At 61.8% G+C, this 14,552-nt stretch carries 14 protein-coding genes; 7 read left to right on the top strand and 7 right to left on the bottom strand.

Annotated features, from left to right (window positions below; translation table 11 throughout):
• Nucleotides 1–6: 6 nt before the first annotated feature.
• A complete protein-coding gene (locus E3U23_RS02970) occupies nt 7–2,313 on the top strand; it encodes a patatin-like protein (RefSeq protein ID WP_279349710.1) in 2,307 nt (768 codons plus the stop codon).
• 1 nt (nt 2,314) lies between these two features.
• On the opposite strand, the gene dnaJ is transcribed toward E3U23_RS02970, so the two are convergent.
• Nucleotides 2,315–3,424 carry a molecular chaperone DnaJ gene (gene dnaJ / locus E3U23_RS02965; RefSeq protein WP_279349709.1) on the bottom strand — a complete coding sequence of 370 codons (1,110 nt, stop codon included), beginning with the start codon at nt 3,422–3,424 and terminating at the stop codon, nt 2,315–2,317.
• Between the two features lie 78 nt (nt 3,425–3,502).
• Nucleotides 3,503–5,437, bottom strand: a complete 1,935-nt coding sequence (dnaK, locus tag E3U23_RS02960) for a molecular chaperone DnaK (RefSeq protein ID WP_279349708.1) — start codon at nt 5,435–5,437, stop codon at nt 3,503–3,505.
• A gap of 179 nt (nt 5,438–5,616) precedes the next feature.
• On the opposite strand from dnaK, the gene E3U23_RS02955 reads away from it, so the two are divergent.
• Together E3U23_RS02955 and E3U23_RS02950 are read left to right on the top strand one after the other, a co-directional pair.
• On the top strand, nt 5,617–6,105 hold the full coding sequence (locus tag E3U23_RS02955; protein ID WP_279349707.1) for a copper chaperone PCu(A)C: 489 nt from the start codon (nt 5,617–5,619) through the stop codon (nt 6,103–6,105).
• 41 nt (nt 6,106–6,146) lie between these two features.
• Complete coding sequence (locus E3U23_RS02950) at nt 6,147–6,638, top strand: vgr related protein (protein ID WP_279350236.1); 492 nt, start codon at nt 6,147–6,149, stop codon at nt 6,636–6,638.
• 67 nt (nt 6,639–6,705) lie between these two features.
• Here the strand turns inward: E3U23_RS02950 and E3U23_RS02945 are convergent, their stop codons facing one another.
• The 4 genes from E3U23_RS02945 to hrcA all read right to left on the bottom strand — a co-directional run bounded on the left by E3U23_RS02945 (nt 6,706) and on the right by hrcA (nt 10,470).
• A complete protein-coding gene (locus E3U23_RS02945) occupies nt 6,706–6,996 on the bottom strand; it encodes a glycine zipper domain-containing protein (protein ID WP_279349705.1) in 291 nt (96 codons plus the stop codon).
• A gap of 64 nt (nt 6,997–7,060) precedes the next feature.
• Nucleotides 7,061–8,815, bottom strand: coding sequence for a DUF885 domain-containing protein (locus E3U23_RS02940; protein WP_279349704.1), 1,755 nt, complete (start codon nt 8,813–8,815; stop codon nt 7,061–7,063).
• Nucleotides 8,812–9,417: a nucleotide exchange factor GrpE gene (grpE, locus tag E3U23_RS02935; RefSeq protein ID WP_279349703.1), complete on the bottom strand. Its 606-nt coding sequence runs from the start codon at nt 9,415–9,417 to the stop codon at nt 8,812–8,814. Before grpE ends, E3U23_RS02940 begins: the two co-directional genes overlap by 4 nt.
• Nucleotides 9,418–9,426: 9 nt before the next feature.
• Nucleotides 9,427–10,470, bottom strand: coding sequence for a heat-inducible transcriptional repressor HrcA (hrcA, locus tag E3U23_RS02930; RefSeq protein WP_279349702.1), 1,044 nt, complete (start codon nt 10,468–10,470; stop codon nt 9,427–9,429).
• An 81-nt stretch (nt 10,471–10,551) separates the two neighbouring features.
• Here hrcA and rph point away from each other — a divergent pair, with 81 nt between their 5' ends.
• Genes rph through E3U23_RS02910 form a run of 4 tightly spaced genes read left to right on the top strand, consistent with a single transcriptional unit; the run spans nt 10,552 to nt 13,975 of the window.
• Nucleotides 10,552–11,268 carry a ribonuclease PH gene (gene rph, locus E3U23_RS02925; RefSeq protein WP_279349701.1) on the top strand — a complete coding sequence of 239 codons (717 nt, stop codon included), beginning with the start codon at nt 10,552–10,554 and terminating at the stop codon, nt 11,266–11,268.
• Nucleotides 11,265–11,891, top strand: a complete 627-nt coding sequence (rdgB, locus tag E3U23_RS02920; protein WP_279349700.1) for an RdgB/HAM1 family non-canonical purine NTP pyrophosphatase — start codon at nt 11,265–11,267, stop codon at nt 11,889–11,891. Before rph ends, rdgB begins: the two co-directional genes overlap by 4 nt.
• Before the next feature lie 36 nt (nt 11,892–11,927).
• Nucleotides 11,928–13,082 (top strand): radical SAM family heme chaperone HemW, encoded by a 1,155-nt coding sequence (gene hemW, locus E3U23_RS02915; RefSeq protein ID WP_279349699.1) that lies wholly within the window; start codon nt 11,928–11,930, stop codon nt 13,080–13,082.
• Nucleotides 13,079–13,975, top strand: coding sequence for a tyrosine recombinase XerC (locus tag E3U23_RS02910; protein ID WP_279349698.1), 897 nt, complete (start codon nt 13,079–13,081; stop codon nt 13,973–13,975). Before hemW ends, E3U23_RS02910 begins: the two co-directional genes overlap by 4 nt.
• Here E3U23_RS02910 and E3U23_RS02905 read toward each other — a convergent pair.
• Nucleotides 13,972–14,532, bottom strand: coding sequence for a DedA family protein (locus tag E3U23_RS02905; protein ID WP_279350235.1), 561 nt, complete (start codon nt 14,530–14,532; stop codon nt 13,972–13,974). The two genes, E3U23_RS02910 and E3U23_RS02905, sit on opposite strands and share 4 nt — an antisense overlap.
• Nucleotides 14,533–14,552: the final 20 nt, after the last annotated feature.

Raw genomic sequence — 14,552 nt, 5'->3', positions numbered from 1 at the left:
GGATCGATGCGGCAAAAAGAATTGCGGATAGCCCTGATCTGTTACGGCGGCGTCAGTCTTGCCGTCTACATGCACGGCGTCACGCGCGAATTGTGGCAGCTTGCCCGTGCCAGTCGCGATCATCATTCGGGCGTGGAAGGGCGCGGCGGCGTTCATCAGGTCTATTGCGACCTCCTCGGACTTATCGAGGACGAACAAAGCCTGCGATTGCGAGTCCTACCCGACATCATGAGCGGTGCGAGCGCGGGTGGAATTAACGCCGTGTTCCTGGCGCAGGCAATCTATTCGGGGCAAAGTTTAGAACCGCTGACCGATTTATGGCTCGAAAATGCGGATACCGAAAAGCTGGTGGCGCCCGAGGCGAAACTGCGCTGGCGGTTCGCCAAGCTGTGGGCGCAGCCATTCGCCGAATGGGTACTGACCCGCCCCGGCAATGCGATCGCCGAAACGGTCGCTCCTGAAACGCGCGAGGAAGTGCGGCGCAAGGTCTCGCACCTCATTCGAGGGCGCTGGTTCGAGCCGCCCTTTTCCGGGCTCGGTTTTTCCAAACTGCTCGAACAGGCCTTCGCCGCGATGGCGGCCACGACGGCCGAAAGTCCACTCTTGCCACCGAACCATCCGCTCGACCTGTTCGTCACGGCGACTGACTTTTACGGCCATCTCGAACTGCTCCGCCTACATAGTCCGAAAGTCGTCGAGGACACGGAGCATCGCACGCCGATCGTGTTGCGCGAACGTACGCCGAATTCGGGGGGCAGCGACCTCGCTGATCGGCTCGAACTGGTATTCGCGGCGCGGGCGACAGCGAGCTTTCCGGGCGCCTTTCCGCCATTGAAGGTAAGTGAGATTGATGCGCTGGCCGACGACCGGGAACTGGAATGGCCGGGCCGAACCGACTTCCTCGAGCGCGTCCTTCCCTCCCACGTGACGCGCGGGAATGTCGAGAACGTATCGCTGATCGACGGCTCTGTTCTCGTCAACAAGCCGTTCGGCGGAGCGATGTCGGCGCTTCGCGGTCGCCCCGCCCAGCGCGAGGTCGACAGGCGGTTCGTCTATGTCGATCCGAGGCCCGACCGTTTTACGGCAAGGCGCGCAGAACAGCAGCGCGAGGTCGGTTTCTTCTCCGCCATCTTCGGTTCGCTTTCGACCTTGCCGCGCGAACAGCCCATCCGTGACAACCTCGAACAGATCGAAGAGCAGAGCCGGGAAGCCGAACGGCTCGCGCGCATCCTGAAAACGCTCCGACCCGAGGTTGAAAAAACCGTCGAGCGGCTATTCGGCTATACTTTCTTTCTCGACCGCCCGACGCCGCGCCGACTGAACGCGTGGCGGCAGAAGGCGCAGCAGGCCGCCGCCGAGCAGGCCGGCTATGCCTTCCATTCCTATGCGCTTGCCAAATTTTCCGGCATCGTCAATCGCCTCGCGCAAGCGACATTGCGGGCCGTCCCCGATCTCGATCTGACGGCGGTCGAGAGCGTTTTACGCGCCGAACTCGAACGGCGGGGTCTCGATCACCTAGCCGCTTCTTCAGGGGGTGCAACGCCGGAAGCGATCGCCTTTTTCCGCGAGCATGATATCGCGTTTCGTATCCGCCGTTTGCGCCTGCTGGCTCGTCGATTGGCGCGCGATTGGGAGGCCGACCCGGAAATCCCCGACGAGGCCCTCGAGAAGGGGCGGGAAGCGATCTACGCCATCCTCGCTCTGTATTTCGATCGCGAAGACCCGACGCAGTTCGGTGAAGGTTTCGCTGAAGCCGCGAAGGATGTGCTGGAGGATCCAGGCCGCGTTCTCGACCTTTTGCGGGAACGCCGCCTGCTGCCTTCGGTCGACGATACCGCCGAAGAAATGCTGGCCGAAGCGTTCGAGACGATGCCTGGCAACCTCAAGCGCCGGATGCTGTTCGCCTATCTCGGTTTCCCGTTCTACGATGCGGCGACCCTGCCCCTGCTCCGGAACGAAGGTTTGACCGAATTCGACCCGATCAAGGTCGATCGCATCAGCCCGGACGATGCGAAATCGATCCGCGAAGGCGGCACCGCAGCGACCCTGCGCGGTACGGAGTTCTACAATTTCGGCGCATTCTTCAGCCGGGCCTATCGCGAAAACGATTATCTATGGGGCCGGCTTCACGGCGCGGAGCGGATGATCGATCTGGTTCTGTCGACCGCCACCGAACCGCTCGGTCATGCGACCGCGCGAGACTTCAAGCGCCGCGCGTTTCTTGCCATCCTGGACGAAGAAGCAGCAGCCGAGCGTTGCGATGCCGCCCTGCTGGACGACATACGCAACGAAGTGCTCGAGAGGCTGTGTTGATCTAGGCGCCGAACGCCGTCTTGATCTTGTCGAAGAAACCGCGGCTTTCGGGGCATTCGTCCCCCGTTTCCAGTTCGCGGAATTCTTCCAGCAAAGCGCGCTGTTCGCGGGTGAGCTTGGTCGGTGTCTCGACCGCGATCTCGATGACCATGTCGCCCCGCCCGCGTCCTTGCAGAACAGGCATGCCGGCTCCGCGCTGGCGCAATTGCTTGCCGGACTGAATACCCGCGGGAATTTCCAGACTCAGGCTTTCGCCGTCGAGGCCCGGTATCTCGATCGATCCGCCAAGGGCTGCCTTCGTGAAGCTGATCGGCACGCGTGTCGCCAGCACCGTGCCTTCTCGCTGAAAGATTGTGTGGGGTTTAACGTGCACAAACACATACAGATCGCCCGGAGGGGCGCCGTGCGGTCCGGCCTCGCCCTTTCCGTTCAGGCGGATACGCGTGCCGGTATCGACGCCCGGCGGAATGTCGAAATCGATCGTCTGCGGAACGTCTACGCGCCCTTCGCCCCGGCAGTCCCTGCAAGGCGAGGTGATGACCTCGCCCCGGCCATGGCAATTCGGGCAAGGCCGTTCGACGACGAAGAAGCCCTGTTTCGCACGGACTTTGCCGTGTCCGCCGCAAAGGTTGCAGGTACGAACCTGAGTGCCTGGCGTCGCACCCGATCCCTGGCAAGTGTTGCAAGTCTTGCTGACCTCGATCTCGATTTCCTCGGACTTGCCGTGGAAAGCCTCCTCCAGATCGATCTGCAAATCGTAGCGCAGGTCGGCTCCGCGGCGCGCCTGCTGGCGCCCGCCGCCGAAACCGCTGCCGAAGATCGTTTCGAAAATATCGCCGATATCGCCGAAGTCCTGCGGCCCGGCGCCGCCCCCGCCCTGCTGGAAGGCGGCATGGCCGTAGCGGTCGTATGCCGCACGCTTCTGTGGGTCTTTGAGGCAATCGTAGGCAACGCTGATCGCCTTGAACTTCGCCTCGCTCTCTGCGTCGCCCGGATTGCGGTCCGGGTGATGCTTCATCGCGAGTTTGCGATAGGCACTCTTGATGGTCGAACCGTTGGCATCGCGGCTAACCCCGAGCAGTTCGTAAAAATCTATTTCAGTAGCTGACATATCGGCCCCGTCCGGTGAAAAGGTTACCGCCACCGGAGCGCTGGGCACCGGTGGCGGCTTCTGTCTTCATCGAGACGATCAGTTCTTCGCGTCTTCGTCGACTTCGGAGAACTCGGCGTCAACCACGTCTTCTTCCGCGCCGCCTTCGCTGCCCGCAGCCGCACCGTCGGTCGGCGCGTCGGCGGAAGCGTTGGCCTGCTCGGCTTCGTAGATCGACTGGCCCATCTTCATGGCCGACTGCGACAACTCCTGGGCCTTCGCATTGATGGCTTCGTTATCGTCGCCTTCGAGCGCGGTCTTGAGCGCCGCAACCTTCTCCTCCACTTCGCTCTTCAAGGATGCGTCGAGCTTGTCGCCATGCTCTTCAAGTTGCTTTTCCGTGGCATGGACGAGGCTGTCCGCCTGGTTGCGGGCTTCGGCCCCTTCGCGGCGCTTCTTGTCCTCTTCGGCGAACTTCTCGGCATCCTGCACCATCTGTTCGATGTCGCTATCGCTGAGACCGCCCGAGGCCTGGATCTTGATCTGCTGTTCCTTGCCCGTGCCCTTGTCCTTGGCACTAACGTTCACGATGCCGTTCGCATCGATGTCGAACGTCACCTCGATCTGCGGAACGCCGCGCGGTGCCGGGGGAATGCCGACAAGGTCGAAATTGCCGAGCAGCTTGTTGTCCGCCGCCATTTCGCGTTCGCCCTGAAGGACGCGGATCGTCACCGCCTGCTGATTGTCTTCGGCAGTCGAATAGGTCTGCGTCTTCTTGGTCGGGATCGTGGTATTGCGATCGATCATGCGCGTGAACACGCCGCCCAGCGTCTCGATGCCGAGCGAAAGCGGCGTCACGTCGAGCAGCAGCACGTCCTTGACGTCGCCCTGCAGCACGCCCGCCTGGATGGCGGCACCCATCGCAACGACTTCATCGGGATTGACGCCAGTATGCGGCTTCGAACCGAAGAAGTTCTCAACGACTTCACGCACCTTGGGCATGCGGGTCATACCGCCGACCATGATCACTTCGTCGATCTGGTCCTTGGTCACACCGGCATCGGACAGCGCCTTCTTGCACGGATCGAGCGTGCGCTGAATCAGATCGCCGACCATCTTTTCGAGGTCCGACCGGCTGATCGTTTCGACGAGGTGCAGCGGGGTGGAGCTTCCGCCTTCCATGCGCGCGGTGATGAAGGGCAGGTTGACTTCGGTCGTCTGCGCAGAGCTTAGCTCGATCTTGGCCTTTTCAGCCGCTTCCTTCAGACGCTGAAGAGCGAGCTTGTCGGAGCGGAGATCCATGTTCTCCTTCTTCTTGAACTGCTCCGCCAGATATTCGACGATCGCCTGGTCGAAATCTTCGCCGCCGAGGAAGGTGTCGCCATTGGTGGATTTCACTTCGAACACGCCGTCGCCGATTTCGAGGATCGAGACGTCGAACGTACCACCGCCAAGGTCATAGACGGCAATGGTTTTGCCGTCTTCCTTGTCCATTCCGTAGGCGAGCGCGGCAGCAGTCGGCTCGTTGATGATACGCAGGACTTCGAGACCGGCGATCTGGCCGGCATCCTTGGTCGCCTGACGCTGTGCGTCGTTGAAGTAGGCGGGAACGGTGATGACGGCCTGCGAAACGGTTTCGCCAAGATAGCTTTCGGCGGTTTCCTTCATCTTCTGCAGGATGAAGGCGGAAACCTGGCTCGGCGAATAGTCTTCGCCTCCGGCTTCGACCCACGCATCGCCGTTCTTGCCCTTGACGATGTCATAGGGGACGAGGTCCATGTCCTTCTTGGTCATCGGATCGTCGAACCGGCGGCCGATCAGGCGCTTGATTGCGAAAAGAGTATTGTCGGGATTGGTGACCGCCTGGCGCTTCGCCGGCTGGCCGATCAGGCGCTCGTTGTCCTTGGTGAAGGCAACGATCGAGGGCGTCGTACGCGCGCCTTCGGAATTTTCGACGACCTTGGGCTTGCCCCCGTCCATGACGGCCACACAGCTATTGGTGGTTCCGAGGTCGATGCCGATAACTTTGCTCATGGTTTCCCCATCTGCTTGCATTGATTGGACGCCGCACTTTCGGTCCCCCGCATTGGCAAGACCCCTCGGCGGCTCGGTTGAGAGTGGTGTGTTACGCGGCGCGATATAGGGGCGCTTTTTCTTGGCACAAGGGACGCTCTGCGCTAGCGATCCGCAACGTAAACAGGAGGGGTTAGATTATGAATTCACGGCTATTCGCAGCTGCTTTTCTATTGGGAAGTGGGACCGTTCTCGCCTCGTGCGGAGGGAATTCGGAAGAACCGGTGGAGCAGCAGGCGCCCGAGGGGGTCGAGGGCTTGTCGATCGAGAATCCGCGTCTGATCCTGCCCGCCGTCGCCGGGAATCCGGGGGTCGTGTATTTCGATCTCGTCAACGATTCCGACCGTAACTACGCAGTGCGCCGGGCCGATGTCGAAGGCGCGGGGCGTACGGAAATGCACGGCTCGATGGAAATGTACGATGGCGAGATCGCGATGTCGCCGGTCGGGCCACAAACCGTAATGGCGAACGACACTTTTACGTTCGAGCCCGGTGGATTTCACGTAATGGTATTCGATCTTTCGCCCGAGCTTCAGGCAGGCGGCGAAACGGAAATGACCCTGACCGTCGCGGGAGGCGACAAGGCAAGCTTTGCTGTTCCGATCCAATCTCCGGGTGATGCGCGCTGAGCGAACGCGGCAATAATCTGAAGGTCGAAAGCCATGACGAGATTGTCGCCCCCCGCTGTGCCGCGGGTGACGAGCGGCCTCTGACATCCGGAGAAATCACGCTTGCGCAGACCGTCTTCGGAACGGCGCTAGATTATGCGCGGGTCACGATCAAACGACGGAAGTGGTTTCCGTTTCAGCCGCGCCGCGTCACGATGGCTCCACGCGGGCACCTGCACTTTCATCCCGCGAGCGAGAACTACTGCGACGATTTCTCACGCGAGAGCGTCATCCGGCAGGGCCTGCTAATCCATGAGATGACCCACGTCTGGCAGACGCAGACTCTCGGGGAATGGTATCTGGTGACCCACCGGATGCCTTGGGCTCGGTACGATTACAGCCTGAAGCCGGGTTGGAACCTCCAGCGCTATGGCATCGAGCAGCAGGCAGAAATCGTCAAACATGCTTTTTGGCTGCGCAATGGAGTCCGGATTGCAGGTGCTGCCGACGTCGCAGCCTACGATTTGCTGGTCGCTTTTCCCGGCGCGAAATAGCGATAGCAAAAACGAAAAGGGCCGCTCCCACCGGGCGGCCCATCGTTTGTTTTAGGTGTCGCAGCTATCAGAAATAGCGCGCGTAACGATCGTCGTAGCGGCAATCGTCATCGACATAGCGGCCATTGTCATAATAGCCGTCGCACTCATCGTTCTTGTCCTTGAAATAGCCGACGACACCGCCGACGGCTGCGCCTGCCAAGGCATAGGTCGTGATATCTTCACCGGTGATCGCGGCTAGGCCAGCGCCGGCAGCGGCACCGAGGCCCGCGCCTTCCGCGGCATAGTTTTCGGCGCACGCGCCGAGGCTCATGGTCGAAAGCGCAAGGGCCGGGGCGAGAATGAGTTTCTTGTTCATGGTGGGATGCTCCATCATTGTCCCTGTAGAACCATGAATACAATCGAGACGCGCTTGCGGTTCCTCAGTCGTAGGGGACCCCCGGCAATCCTTCGCCGCCATCCGCGATGAATGCCGCGATCCGATCTTCGAGAGCCGGCAACGGAACCGAGCCGAGCGACAGGATGACGTCATGAAACTTGCGAATGTCGAATTGCGGACCGAGCGCGTTTTCCGCCTCGCTGCGCAGCCGCCGGATGGTCATCTCGCCGAGCTTGTAGGCCAGCGCCTGGCCGGGCCAGCTGATATAGCGATCGACTTCGGTGCCGACTTCGCGCTCCGACAAGGCGGTATGCGATGCGAGGTAATCAATCGCCTGTTCGCGGCTCCACCCGTAATGGTGAATGCCCGTATCGATCACGAGCCGCGCCGCGCGCCACATTTCGTAGGATAAGCGCCCGAACCGTTCATACGGCGTACGATAGATGCCCATCTCCTCGCCGAGATATTCGGTGTAAAGGCCCCACCCTTCCCCGAAGCCGGAAAAATAGGTCTGCCGGCGAAAACGCGGCGCTTCGTCCTGCTCCAGCCCGACCGCCATCTGGAAGCTGTGACCCGGCGCGCATTCGTGCAGGGTCAAGGCGGGAATATTGTAGAGCGGCCGCGAGGGCAGATCGTAGGTGTTCATCTGGCAGGCATCGAGCCCGCCCCGCCCCGCAGTGTAGAACGGTGCGATCGACGGGGCGACCGGGCGGATGGTATAGCGATGGCGCGGCAGGAAGCCGAAATAGTCGGCCAGTTGGCCGTCCACCCGCTTGGCGACATAGGCGGAAACGCCCATTAATTCGTCACCGGTCCTGGCTACGAACTGCGGATCGGTGCGAAGGAAGGTTACGAATTCCGCGAGCGTGCCTTCGAAACCGGCCTGCTGCTTGACCTCTTCCATCTCGGCGGTGATCCGCGCGACCTCCTCGAGACCGATCTGGTGGATTTCCTCGGCAGTGAGATCGAGGGTGGTGTATTGCCGGATCTGCTGCGCATAATACGCCTCTCCGTCGGGCAAATCGCTTGCTGCAAGCGACGTTCTCGTGGCGGGAAGATACTCGTCGCGAAAGAAATTCAGCAAGTTGCGATAGGCCGGGATAACATCTCCTTCGATAACCGCGCGCGCCTCGGCTTGAAGGCGTTCCTGCTCGGCTTGCGGAATGCTGCGCGGCATTTCAACGAAAGCGCGAAAAAAATTGCTCCCCCGACCGTCTTCTACAAGATACGAGTTGATCGATGCGTCGCGGCCTTCAAGCGTCACACGCGGCACGCTGAAACCGCGTTTAAGCCCTGCGCGGGAATTGGCGATTTGCTCTTCAAAATAACGCGGAATATCGCGCATGCGGCCGATATAATTTTCGTATTCTTCGACCGTCGAAAAGCCGCTTGGGGCCGCAAGATAGGACCAGAAGTTGGAATCGCTATCGAACGGCATCTCCCATTCGGAAAAACGCGCATCGCCAATTTCCTGTTCGAGCAAGGTGCGAAAAACGGCGGCATCGATCCGTGCATCTTCCGTAAACTCGCTTTTGGGCAAAGCCTCCAGTCGTTCAAGATAAGCGGAATACTGCGCGGCCCGCGCTCGCTGCGCTTCCGGCGTAACCGACCACAGCCGGTCGCCCTGTTCGGTATCGCCGCTCGCCGTTTCACTCTGTCCGAATTGCTCTAGCCGGTAATAATAATATTCATCGGCTAAAGCCGACAGTCGCTCGTCCGCGCTATCCTGCGCCGCGAGCGGTCCGCCCACACAAAGTGCGAGAGCCGCACCGAGCCGCAGCGCAGACTTCGCTATCATTCCGGCTTCTTCGCCACGCCGACCATGGCCGGGCGCAGCAAGCGGTCCTTGATCATATAACCCGCCTGCATTTCCTGCACGACGGTGCCTGGTTCCGCCTCGTCGGTCGGCACTTCCAGCATCGCCTGGTGCTGGTTCGGGTCGAGCGGCATGCCCTTGGCCGCAATGCGCGTGATGCCATTCTGGTTGAATACTTTGTCGAGTTCGCGCTGGGTCGCTTCGATGCCGGCGATGAAACCCTTCAGCTTCTCGTCGCCGCGCAGGTCCTGCGGAATCGAGTCCAATGCCCGCCCGAGATTGTCGGCCACGCTCAGGATATCGCGTGCAAAGCCAGTCGCGGCATAGTTGCGCGCGTCCTGTACGTCCTTCTCCATCCGGCGCCGCACGTTCTGCGTCTCGGCTTTGGCATACAGCGTTTCCTGCTTGGCCGCTTCGAGATCGCCGCGGAGGCTGGCCAGCGCGTCGTCGAGCGCTTCTTCTGCGCTTTCGTCCACATCATCTTCGCCATCGTCGCGCAGATGTTCGGGCACGCCGTCCATCTCGCGTGCCGCTTCTTCGTCGAGAGCGCTCGTATCGCGCTCGTCCATCGGTTCGTCGATCATTTTTACCTGTCAGCTGATGAGTTTGCCCAGCGAGCGGGCGGTGAAGTCCACCATGGGGACAACCCGGGCGTAATTCAACCGAGTCGGCCCGATCACGCCCAGCACCCCGACCACGTTCCCCTCCCGGTCTCGATAGGGGGCGGCAATGACGGAGCTGCCGGAAAGCGAAAACAACCGGTTCTCGCTGCCGATGAAAATGCGAAGCGCCTCCGCCTCACGGGCGTTCTCCAGCAGGCTCGCGACCGATTGTTTGCTTTCCAAGTCATCCAACAGCGAACGCACCCGGTCGATGTCAGACAGCGCCGCTTCGTCGAGGAGATTGGCCTGCCCGCGCACGATCAGCACCGGCCGCTCTGCCGCGTCCCGCGACCATACCGCGAGGCCACGAGCGACGAGATTGCGGCTCGCTTCGTCCAACGCGCTGCGATCCGTGGCGATCTCTTCGGAAATCAGGCGCGATGCGTCCGCCATTGTCCTACCAGCGGCTCGCGCGGTGAGATAATTGCTCGCCTGTTCGAGGGAAAAACCGAACGCGTCCGGTGGCAGGTCCAGGACGCGGTTCTCGATCTGCCCGTCCTGCGCGACGAGAATGGCAAGTACGCGATTATTGCCGAGCGCCGTCAGCGAAACCTGCTCCAGGAGCGGCTCGCGGCGCGGCACCATCACCATACCCGCCGCGCCGGAGAGGTCCGACAGCATAGCGCTCGTTTCCTCCAGCGCCCGCTCGATCGGCCCCGGCGAGGACAGACGCTGCTCGATCGCCTCACGCTCCTCGCGCGACGGCTCGGCGACCTGCATCATTGCATCGACGAACAAGCGCAGCCCGCTATCGGTCGGCATCCGCCCGGCACTCGTGTGCGGAGCGGCAAGAAGCCCGCGCTGTTCGAGATCGGCCAGAACCGAGCGGATCGAGGCAGGCGACAGGCCGAGCCGCTTCTCCCCGCTCAGCGCCTTCGATCCCACCGGCGAACCGGTTTCGAGATAGCCCTCGACCACCAGCCGGAAGATATTCCGCGCGCGGTCGGTCAGATCGTTGAGGGGCGGCGAATTCATATCCCTTACTTAGCGCAACCGCTTGCGCCCTCAAGCCCGGCCCGTCTACTAGCGGGCGACTTCACTGAATAAGGATACAGGATGCGACCCTCAGGACGCGCGCCAGACGAAATGCGCGCCATCTCGATCGAGACCGGCTACACCAAGCATGCAGAAGGATCGTGCCTCATCAGCTTCGGCGATACGAGGGTGCTGTGCACCGCCAGCGTCGAAGACCGCGTGCCGCCGTGGATGCGCGGCAAGGGCCAGGGCTGGGTTACCGGCGAATACTCGATGCTTCCCCGCGCGACGCATACTCGTGGCCAGCGCGAGGCGGCGAAGGGCCGGCAGAGTGGCAGAACGCAGGAAATCCAGCGCCTTATCGGCCGGTCCTTGCGCGCTGTAGTAGATATGAAGAAGCTCGGCGAGCACCAGATCACGCTCGATTGCGACGTCATCCAGGCCGATGGCGGCACGCGCACGGCGTCGATCTCCGGTGCGTGGGTGGCTCTTCAGCTTGCTGTCAACGGGCTGATGAAGTCCGGTGCCATCGTCGAGAACCCGGTGACTGCCAAGGTCGCGGCGATCTCGTGCGGGATTTACAAGGGCACTCCCGTGCTCGACCTCGACTACCCCGAAGACAGCAGCGCCGATGCCGACGCGAATTTCGTGCTGATCGATGGCGGCAAGATCGCCGAGGCGCAGGCCACTGCCGAGGGTGCACCCTATGACGAGGAGGGCTTCCTGCGCCTCCTGCGCCTCGCCCAGATCGGCTGCGCGCAGATCTTCAAGGCACAGGACGAAGCGGTCCGGAAATGACACGCCGTCTGGGTTCGGGTTCGCTGGTCATCGCCACGCACAATGCGGGGAAATTGAAAGAGATTTCATCGCTGCTCGAACCTTATGGCGTCAAATGCCTGTCCGCCGGATCGCTCGGTCTGTCCGAGCCAGCCGAGACAGGCACCACCTTCATCGAGAATGCGCTGATCAAAGCGCGCGCCGCCGCCGAGGGGTCCGGCATGGCGGCTCTTGCCGACGACAGCGGACTTGCGGTGGACGCGCTTGGCGGACGCCCTGGCGTCTACACGGCCGACTGGGCCGAGCGGCAATGGTTCGAAGGCGAGCCGGGGCGCGACTGGTACATGGCGATGGGCAAGGTCGAAGGAATGCTCCAGCAAATCGGACGCGATGCCGACCGTTCCTGCGCCTTCCACTGCACATTGGCGATCGCTTGGCCCGACGGGGAACACGCCGTTTATGAAGGCACGGCACCCGGCAGCCTCACTTGGCCACCGCGCGGCGAACTCGGCTTCGGATACGATCCGGTGTTCGTGCCGAAGGGGCGCGAGCAGACCTTCGCCGAGATCGATCCTGCCGAAAAGCATGCCATCAGTCACCGCGCCGATGCCTTCGCAAAACTCGTGGCTGAGCAATTCGGCTGACGCCCGAAGGACCGTGTGGTAAGGCGCGGCGAAGTTATGGCGCGCGCACTTTACATTCACTGGCCCTTCTGCCTTTCCAAATGCCCCTATTGCGATTTCAACTCGCATGTGCGCGACGGCGCAGACATCGATGCGTGGAAGGCCGCGCTGCTGGCAGACATGCGCCATGAAGCCGAAGAAGGCGCGGCGGAAGTGCCGCTCGACAGCATCTTCTTCGGTGGGGGCACACCGTCGCTCATGCCGCCCGCCCTCGTCGGCGCGCTGATTGCCGAGGCGGAGAGCCTGTGGAGCTTCTCCAACGACATCGAAATCACACTCGAAGCCAACCCTTCCTCCGTCGAAGCGTCGAACTTCGCCGCTTTGGCGAACGCGGGCGTAAACCGCGTCTCGCTCGGCGTACAATCCTTCGACGACGAGGCGCTAAGCTTCCTCGGCCGCCTTCACGGGGCGGACGAAGCACGCCGTGCGATTGCAACGGCGCAGAAAAATTTCAGCCGGGTTTCGTTCGATTTGATCTATGCGCGCCCGGGACAGACCGCGGAGGACTGGGACGCCGAACTGACCGAAGCGCTCGCCATCGGCACCGGTCACCTATCGCTTTACCAGCTCACCATCGAGCCTTCGACCCGCTTCGCCAGCGACGTGCGCCGCGGCATCTTCGATCCGCTGGACGACGATCCGGCGGCGGACCTTTTCGCTCTTACACGACAGATTACGAGCAGCGCAGGACTTCCCGCGTATGAGGTCAGCAATCATGCGCGACCCGGCAAGGAAAGCCGGCATAACCTGACCTATTGGCGCTATGCCGACTATTGCGGGATCGGGCCCGGTGCCCATGGCCGGCGTGGCGGTGTCGCGACGATGCGGCATCGGAAGCCCGAGAATTTTCTTTCTGCAATCGAACGCCAAAGGCACGGTGTTCAGGAAGCTCGAGCGCTATCCCTGCGGGAGCAGGCTTCGGAAGCGTTACTGGTCGGCTTGCGCCTGAACGAAGGCGTCGATCTGCAAGCCCTATCCCGGCGCTTCGCTATTCCAGCTACCTCTCTCGTCGATCCTGAAAAAATCGCGCTCTATCGATCGCTCGGGCTTGTGCGAGAGGAAGGCAACCGCCTTGCGCTCACAGATGCGGGGATGCCGCTGCTCGATGCGTTGCTGGGCGAACTCGTAGCGGGCGAACTCGTGTCGTCGTGACGAGGCCCGAAATGCTCGAGGCGTGGCACTGCCATCTTGTTGAAGGTCGTCGTCGTTCTCCGCATACCGTGCGCGCTTATGTCCGCGCGGCCCAGCGCCTGCTCGATTCGCAAAGCATTCGGAACTGGGACGGCGTCGCGCGCTTACCGACGGACAAGCTCCGTGCGCACCTTGCCAAAAGGCGTGACGACGGCCTTTCCAATGCGTCGGCAGCCCGCGAACTGTCGGCGCTGAAGAGTTTCGTCGCCTTCGCCCGATCCGAAGCGGGGTTCGAACATGGCGAAACACCACGCATGCGCGGGCCGCGTCTCAAAAAAGGGCTCCCCCGCCCCGTAACGCCGGACGATGTGCTGGGCCTCGCCGATATGGTACGGGATAGTGCGGGCGAAGCCTGGATCGGTGCGCGCGATCAGGCCGTCCTGCTGCTACTATATGGCAGCGGCCTTCGCATTGCGGAGGCTCTTTCGTTGAAAGGGTCTGACCTGCCGCTTAGAGAATCACTCCTCGTCACCGGGAAAGGCGGCAAGCAGCGTATCGTGCCTATTTTGCCGATCGTAGCCGATGCGGTCGAACGCTATGTGAAAGCCTGCCCCTGGCCGCTAACGCCAGAAGGACCGTTGTTCCGAGGGGCGAAAGGCGGGCCGCTCAATCAAGGCATGGTCCAGAAAGCCGTCGCGCATGCACGTAAGGCGATGGGTTTGCCGGACAGTGCCACCCCGCATGCCTTACGTCACAGTTTTGCGACCCATCTGCTGGGCGCAGGCGCGGATTTGCGGAGCCTTCAGGAACTGCTCGGTCACGCCAGTCTGGGCTCCACGCAAATTTATACGAAGGTGGATGCGGCAAGCCTGCTCGATACTTATCGAAGCGCGCATCCGCGCGAACGTGGCTAGGGCCGCTCGCTGCGCGGTTTCCACGTCGCCACGCGGAAGAGATACCAGCCGACCGCGACCGCGATAAGCCCGCCTACGATGTAACCGGCGATCGCTTCGTATTCTTGAATCGCTCCGGCAAGCTTTTGACCGCCCCAGATCAGCAGGGCATTCCAAACAAGCGAACCGAGGAAGGTAAATAGCAGAAACCGCCAGAGCTTCATTTTCGCGAGGCCCGCAGGGAGCGAGATGATCGTCCGCAGGAATGGCGAGAACCGCAGTACGAAGACCACCCAGTCGCCATGCTTGCGGAACACCTGAGCGGCGCTTGTGAAGTCCTGCCATTCCATCGTCAGCCAGCGCCCACGTTTGTCGACGAAGCGCTTCAGGCGCGCCTCGCTCCAGCGCGAGCCCATCCAGTACCAGACGTAGTTGCCCGCTACCGTTCCCAGCGTACCGATCAGCAGGAGCGTCGCGAAATCGAAGCGGCCCCGGGCGACCAGGACGCCGCCATATCCCATTATGATTTCCGAGGGAATCGGCGGGAAGATATTCTCCGCCGCCATCAGCAGAAAAATGCCGAAATAATCACACCCCC

It is taken from the genome of Erythrobacter litoralis (assembly GCF_029760855.1).
Classification (GTDB): domain Bacteria; phylum Pseudomonadota; class Alphaproteobacteria; order Sphingomonadales; family Sphingomonadaceae; genus Qipengyuania; species Qipengyuania litoralis_A.
The sequence above is the reverse complement of the archived record's forward strand: the minus strand, read 5'-3'. Positions and strand labels throughout refer to the sequence as shown.

What these genes read in the sequence shown, in the direction of transcription:
- dnaJ (WP_279349709.1), bottom strand. Translation starts at nt 3,424, where the DNA reads ATGTCAGCTACTGAAATAGATTTTTACGAACTGCTCGGGGTTAGCCGC.
- grpE (WP_279349703.1), bottom strand. Translation starts at nt 9,417, where the DNA reads ATGATCGACGAACCGATGGACGAGCGCGATACGAGCGCTCTCGACGAA.
- E3U23_RS02945 (WP_279349705.1), bottom strand. Translation starts at nt 6,996, where the DNA reads ATGAACAAGAAACTCATTCTCGCCCCGGCCCTTGCGCTTTCGACCATG.
- E3U23_RS02970 (WP_279349710.1), top strand. Translation starts at nt 7, where the DNA reads ATGCGGCAAAAAGAATTGCGGATAGCCCTGATCTGTTACGGCGGCGTC.
- hrcA (WP_279349702.1), bottom strand. Translation starts at nt 10,470, where the DNA reads ATGAATTCGCCGCCCCTCAACGATCTGACCGACCGCGCGCGGAATATC.
- rph (WP_279349701.1), top strand. Translation starts at nt 10,552, where the DNA reads ATGCGACCCTCAGGACGCGCGCCAGACGAAATGCGCGCCATCTCGATC.
- E3U23_RS02955 (WP_279349707.1), top strand. Translation starts at nt 5,617, where the DNA reads ATGAATTCACGGCTATTCGCAGCTGCTTTTCTATTGGGAAGTGGGACC.
- E3U23_RS02940 (WP_279349704.1), bottom strand. Translation starts at nt 8,815, where the DNA reads ATGATAGCGAAGTCTGCGCTGCGGCTCGGTGCGGCTCTCGCACTTTGT.
- hemW (WP_279349699.1), top strand. Translation starts at nt 11,928, where the DNA reads ATGGCGCGCGCACTTTACATTCACTGGCCCTTCTGCCTTTCCAAATGC.
- rdgB (WP_279349700.1), top strand. Translation starts at nt 11,265, where the DNA reads ATGACACGCCGTCTGGGTTCGGGTTCGCTGGTCATCGCCACGCACAAT.
- dnaK (WP_279349708.1), bottom strand. Translation starts at nt 5,437, where the DNA reads ATGAGCAAAGTTATCGGCATCGACCTCGGAACCACCAATAGCTGTGTG.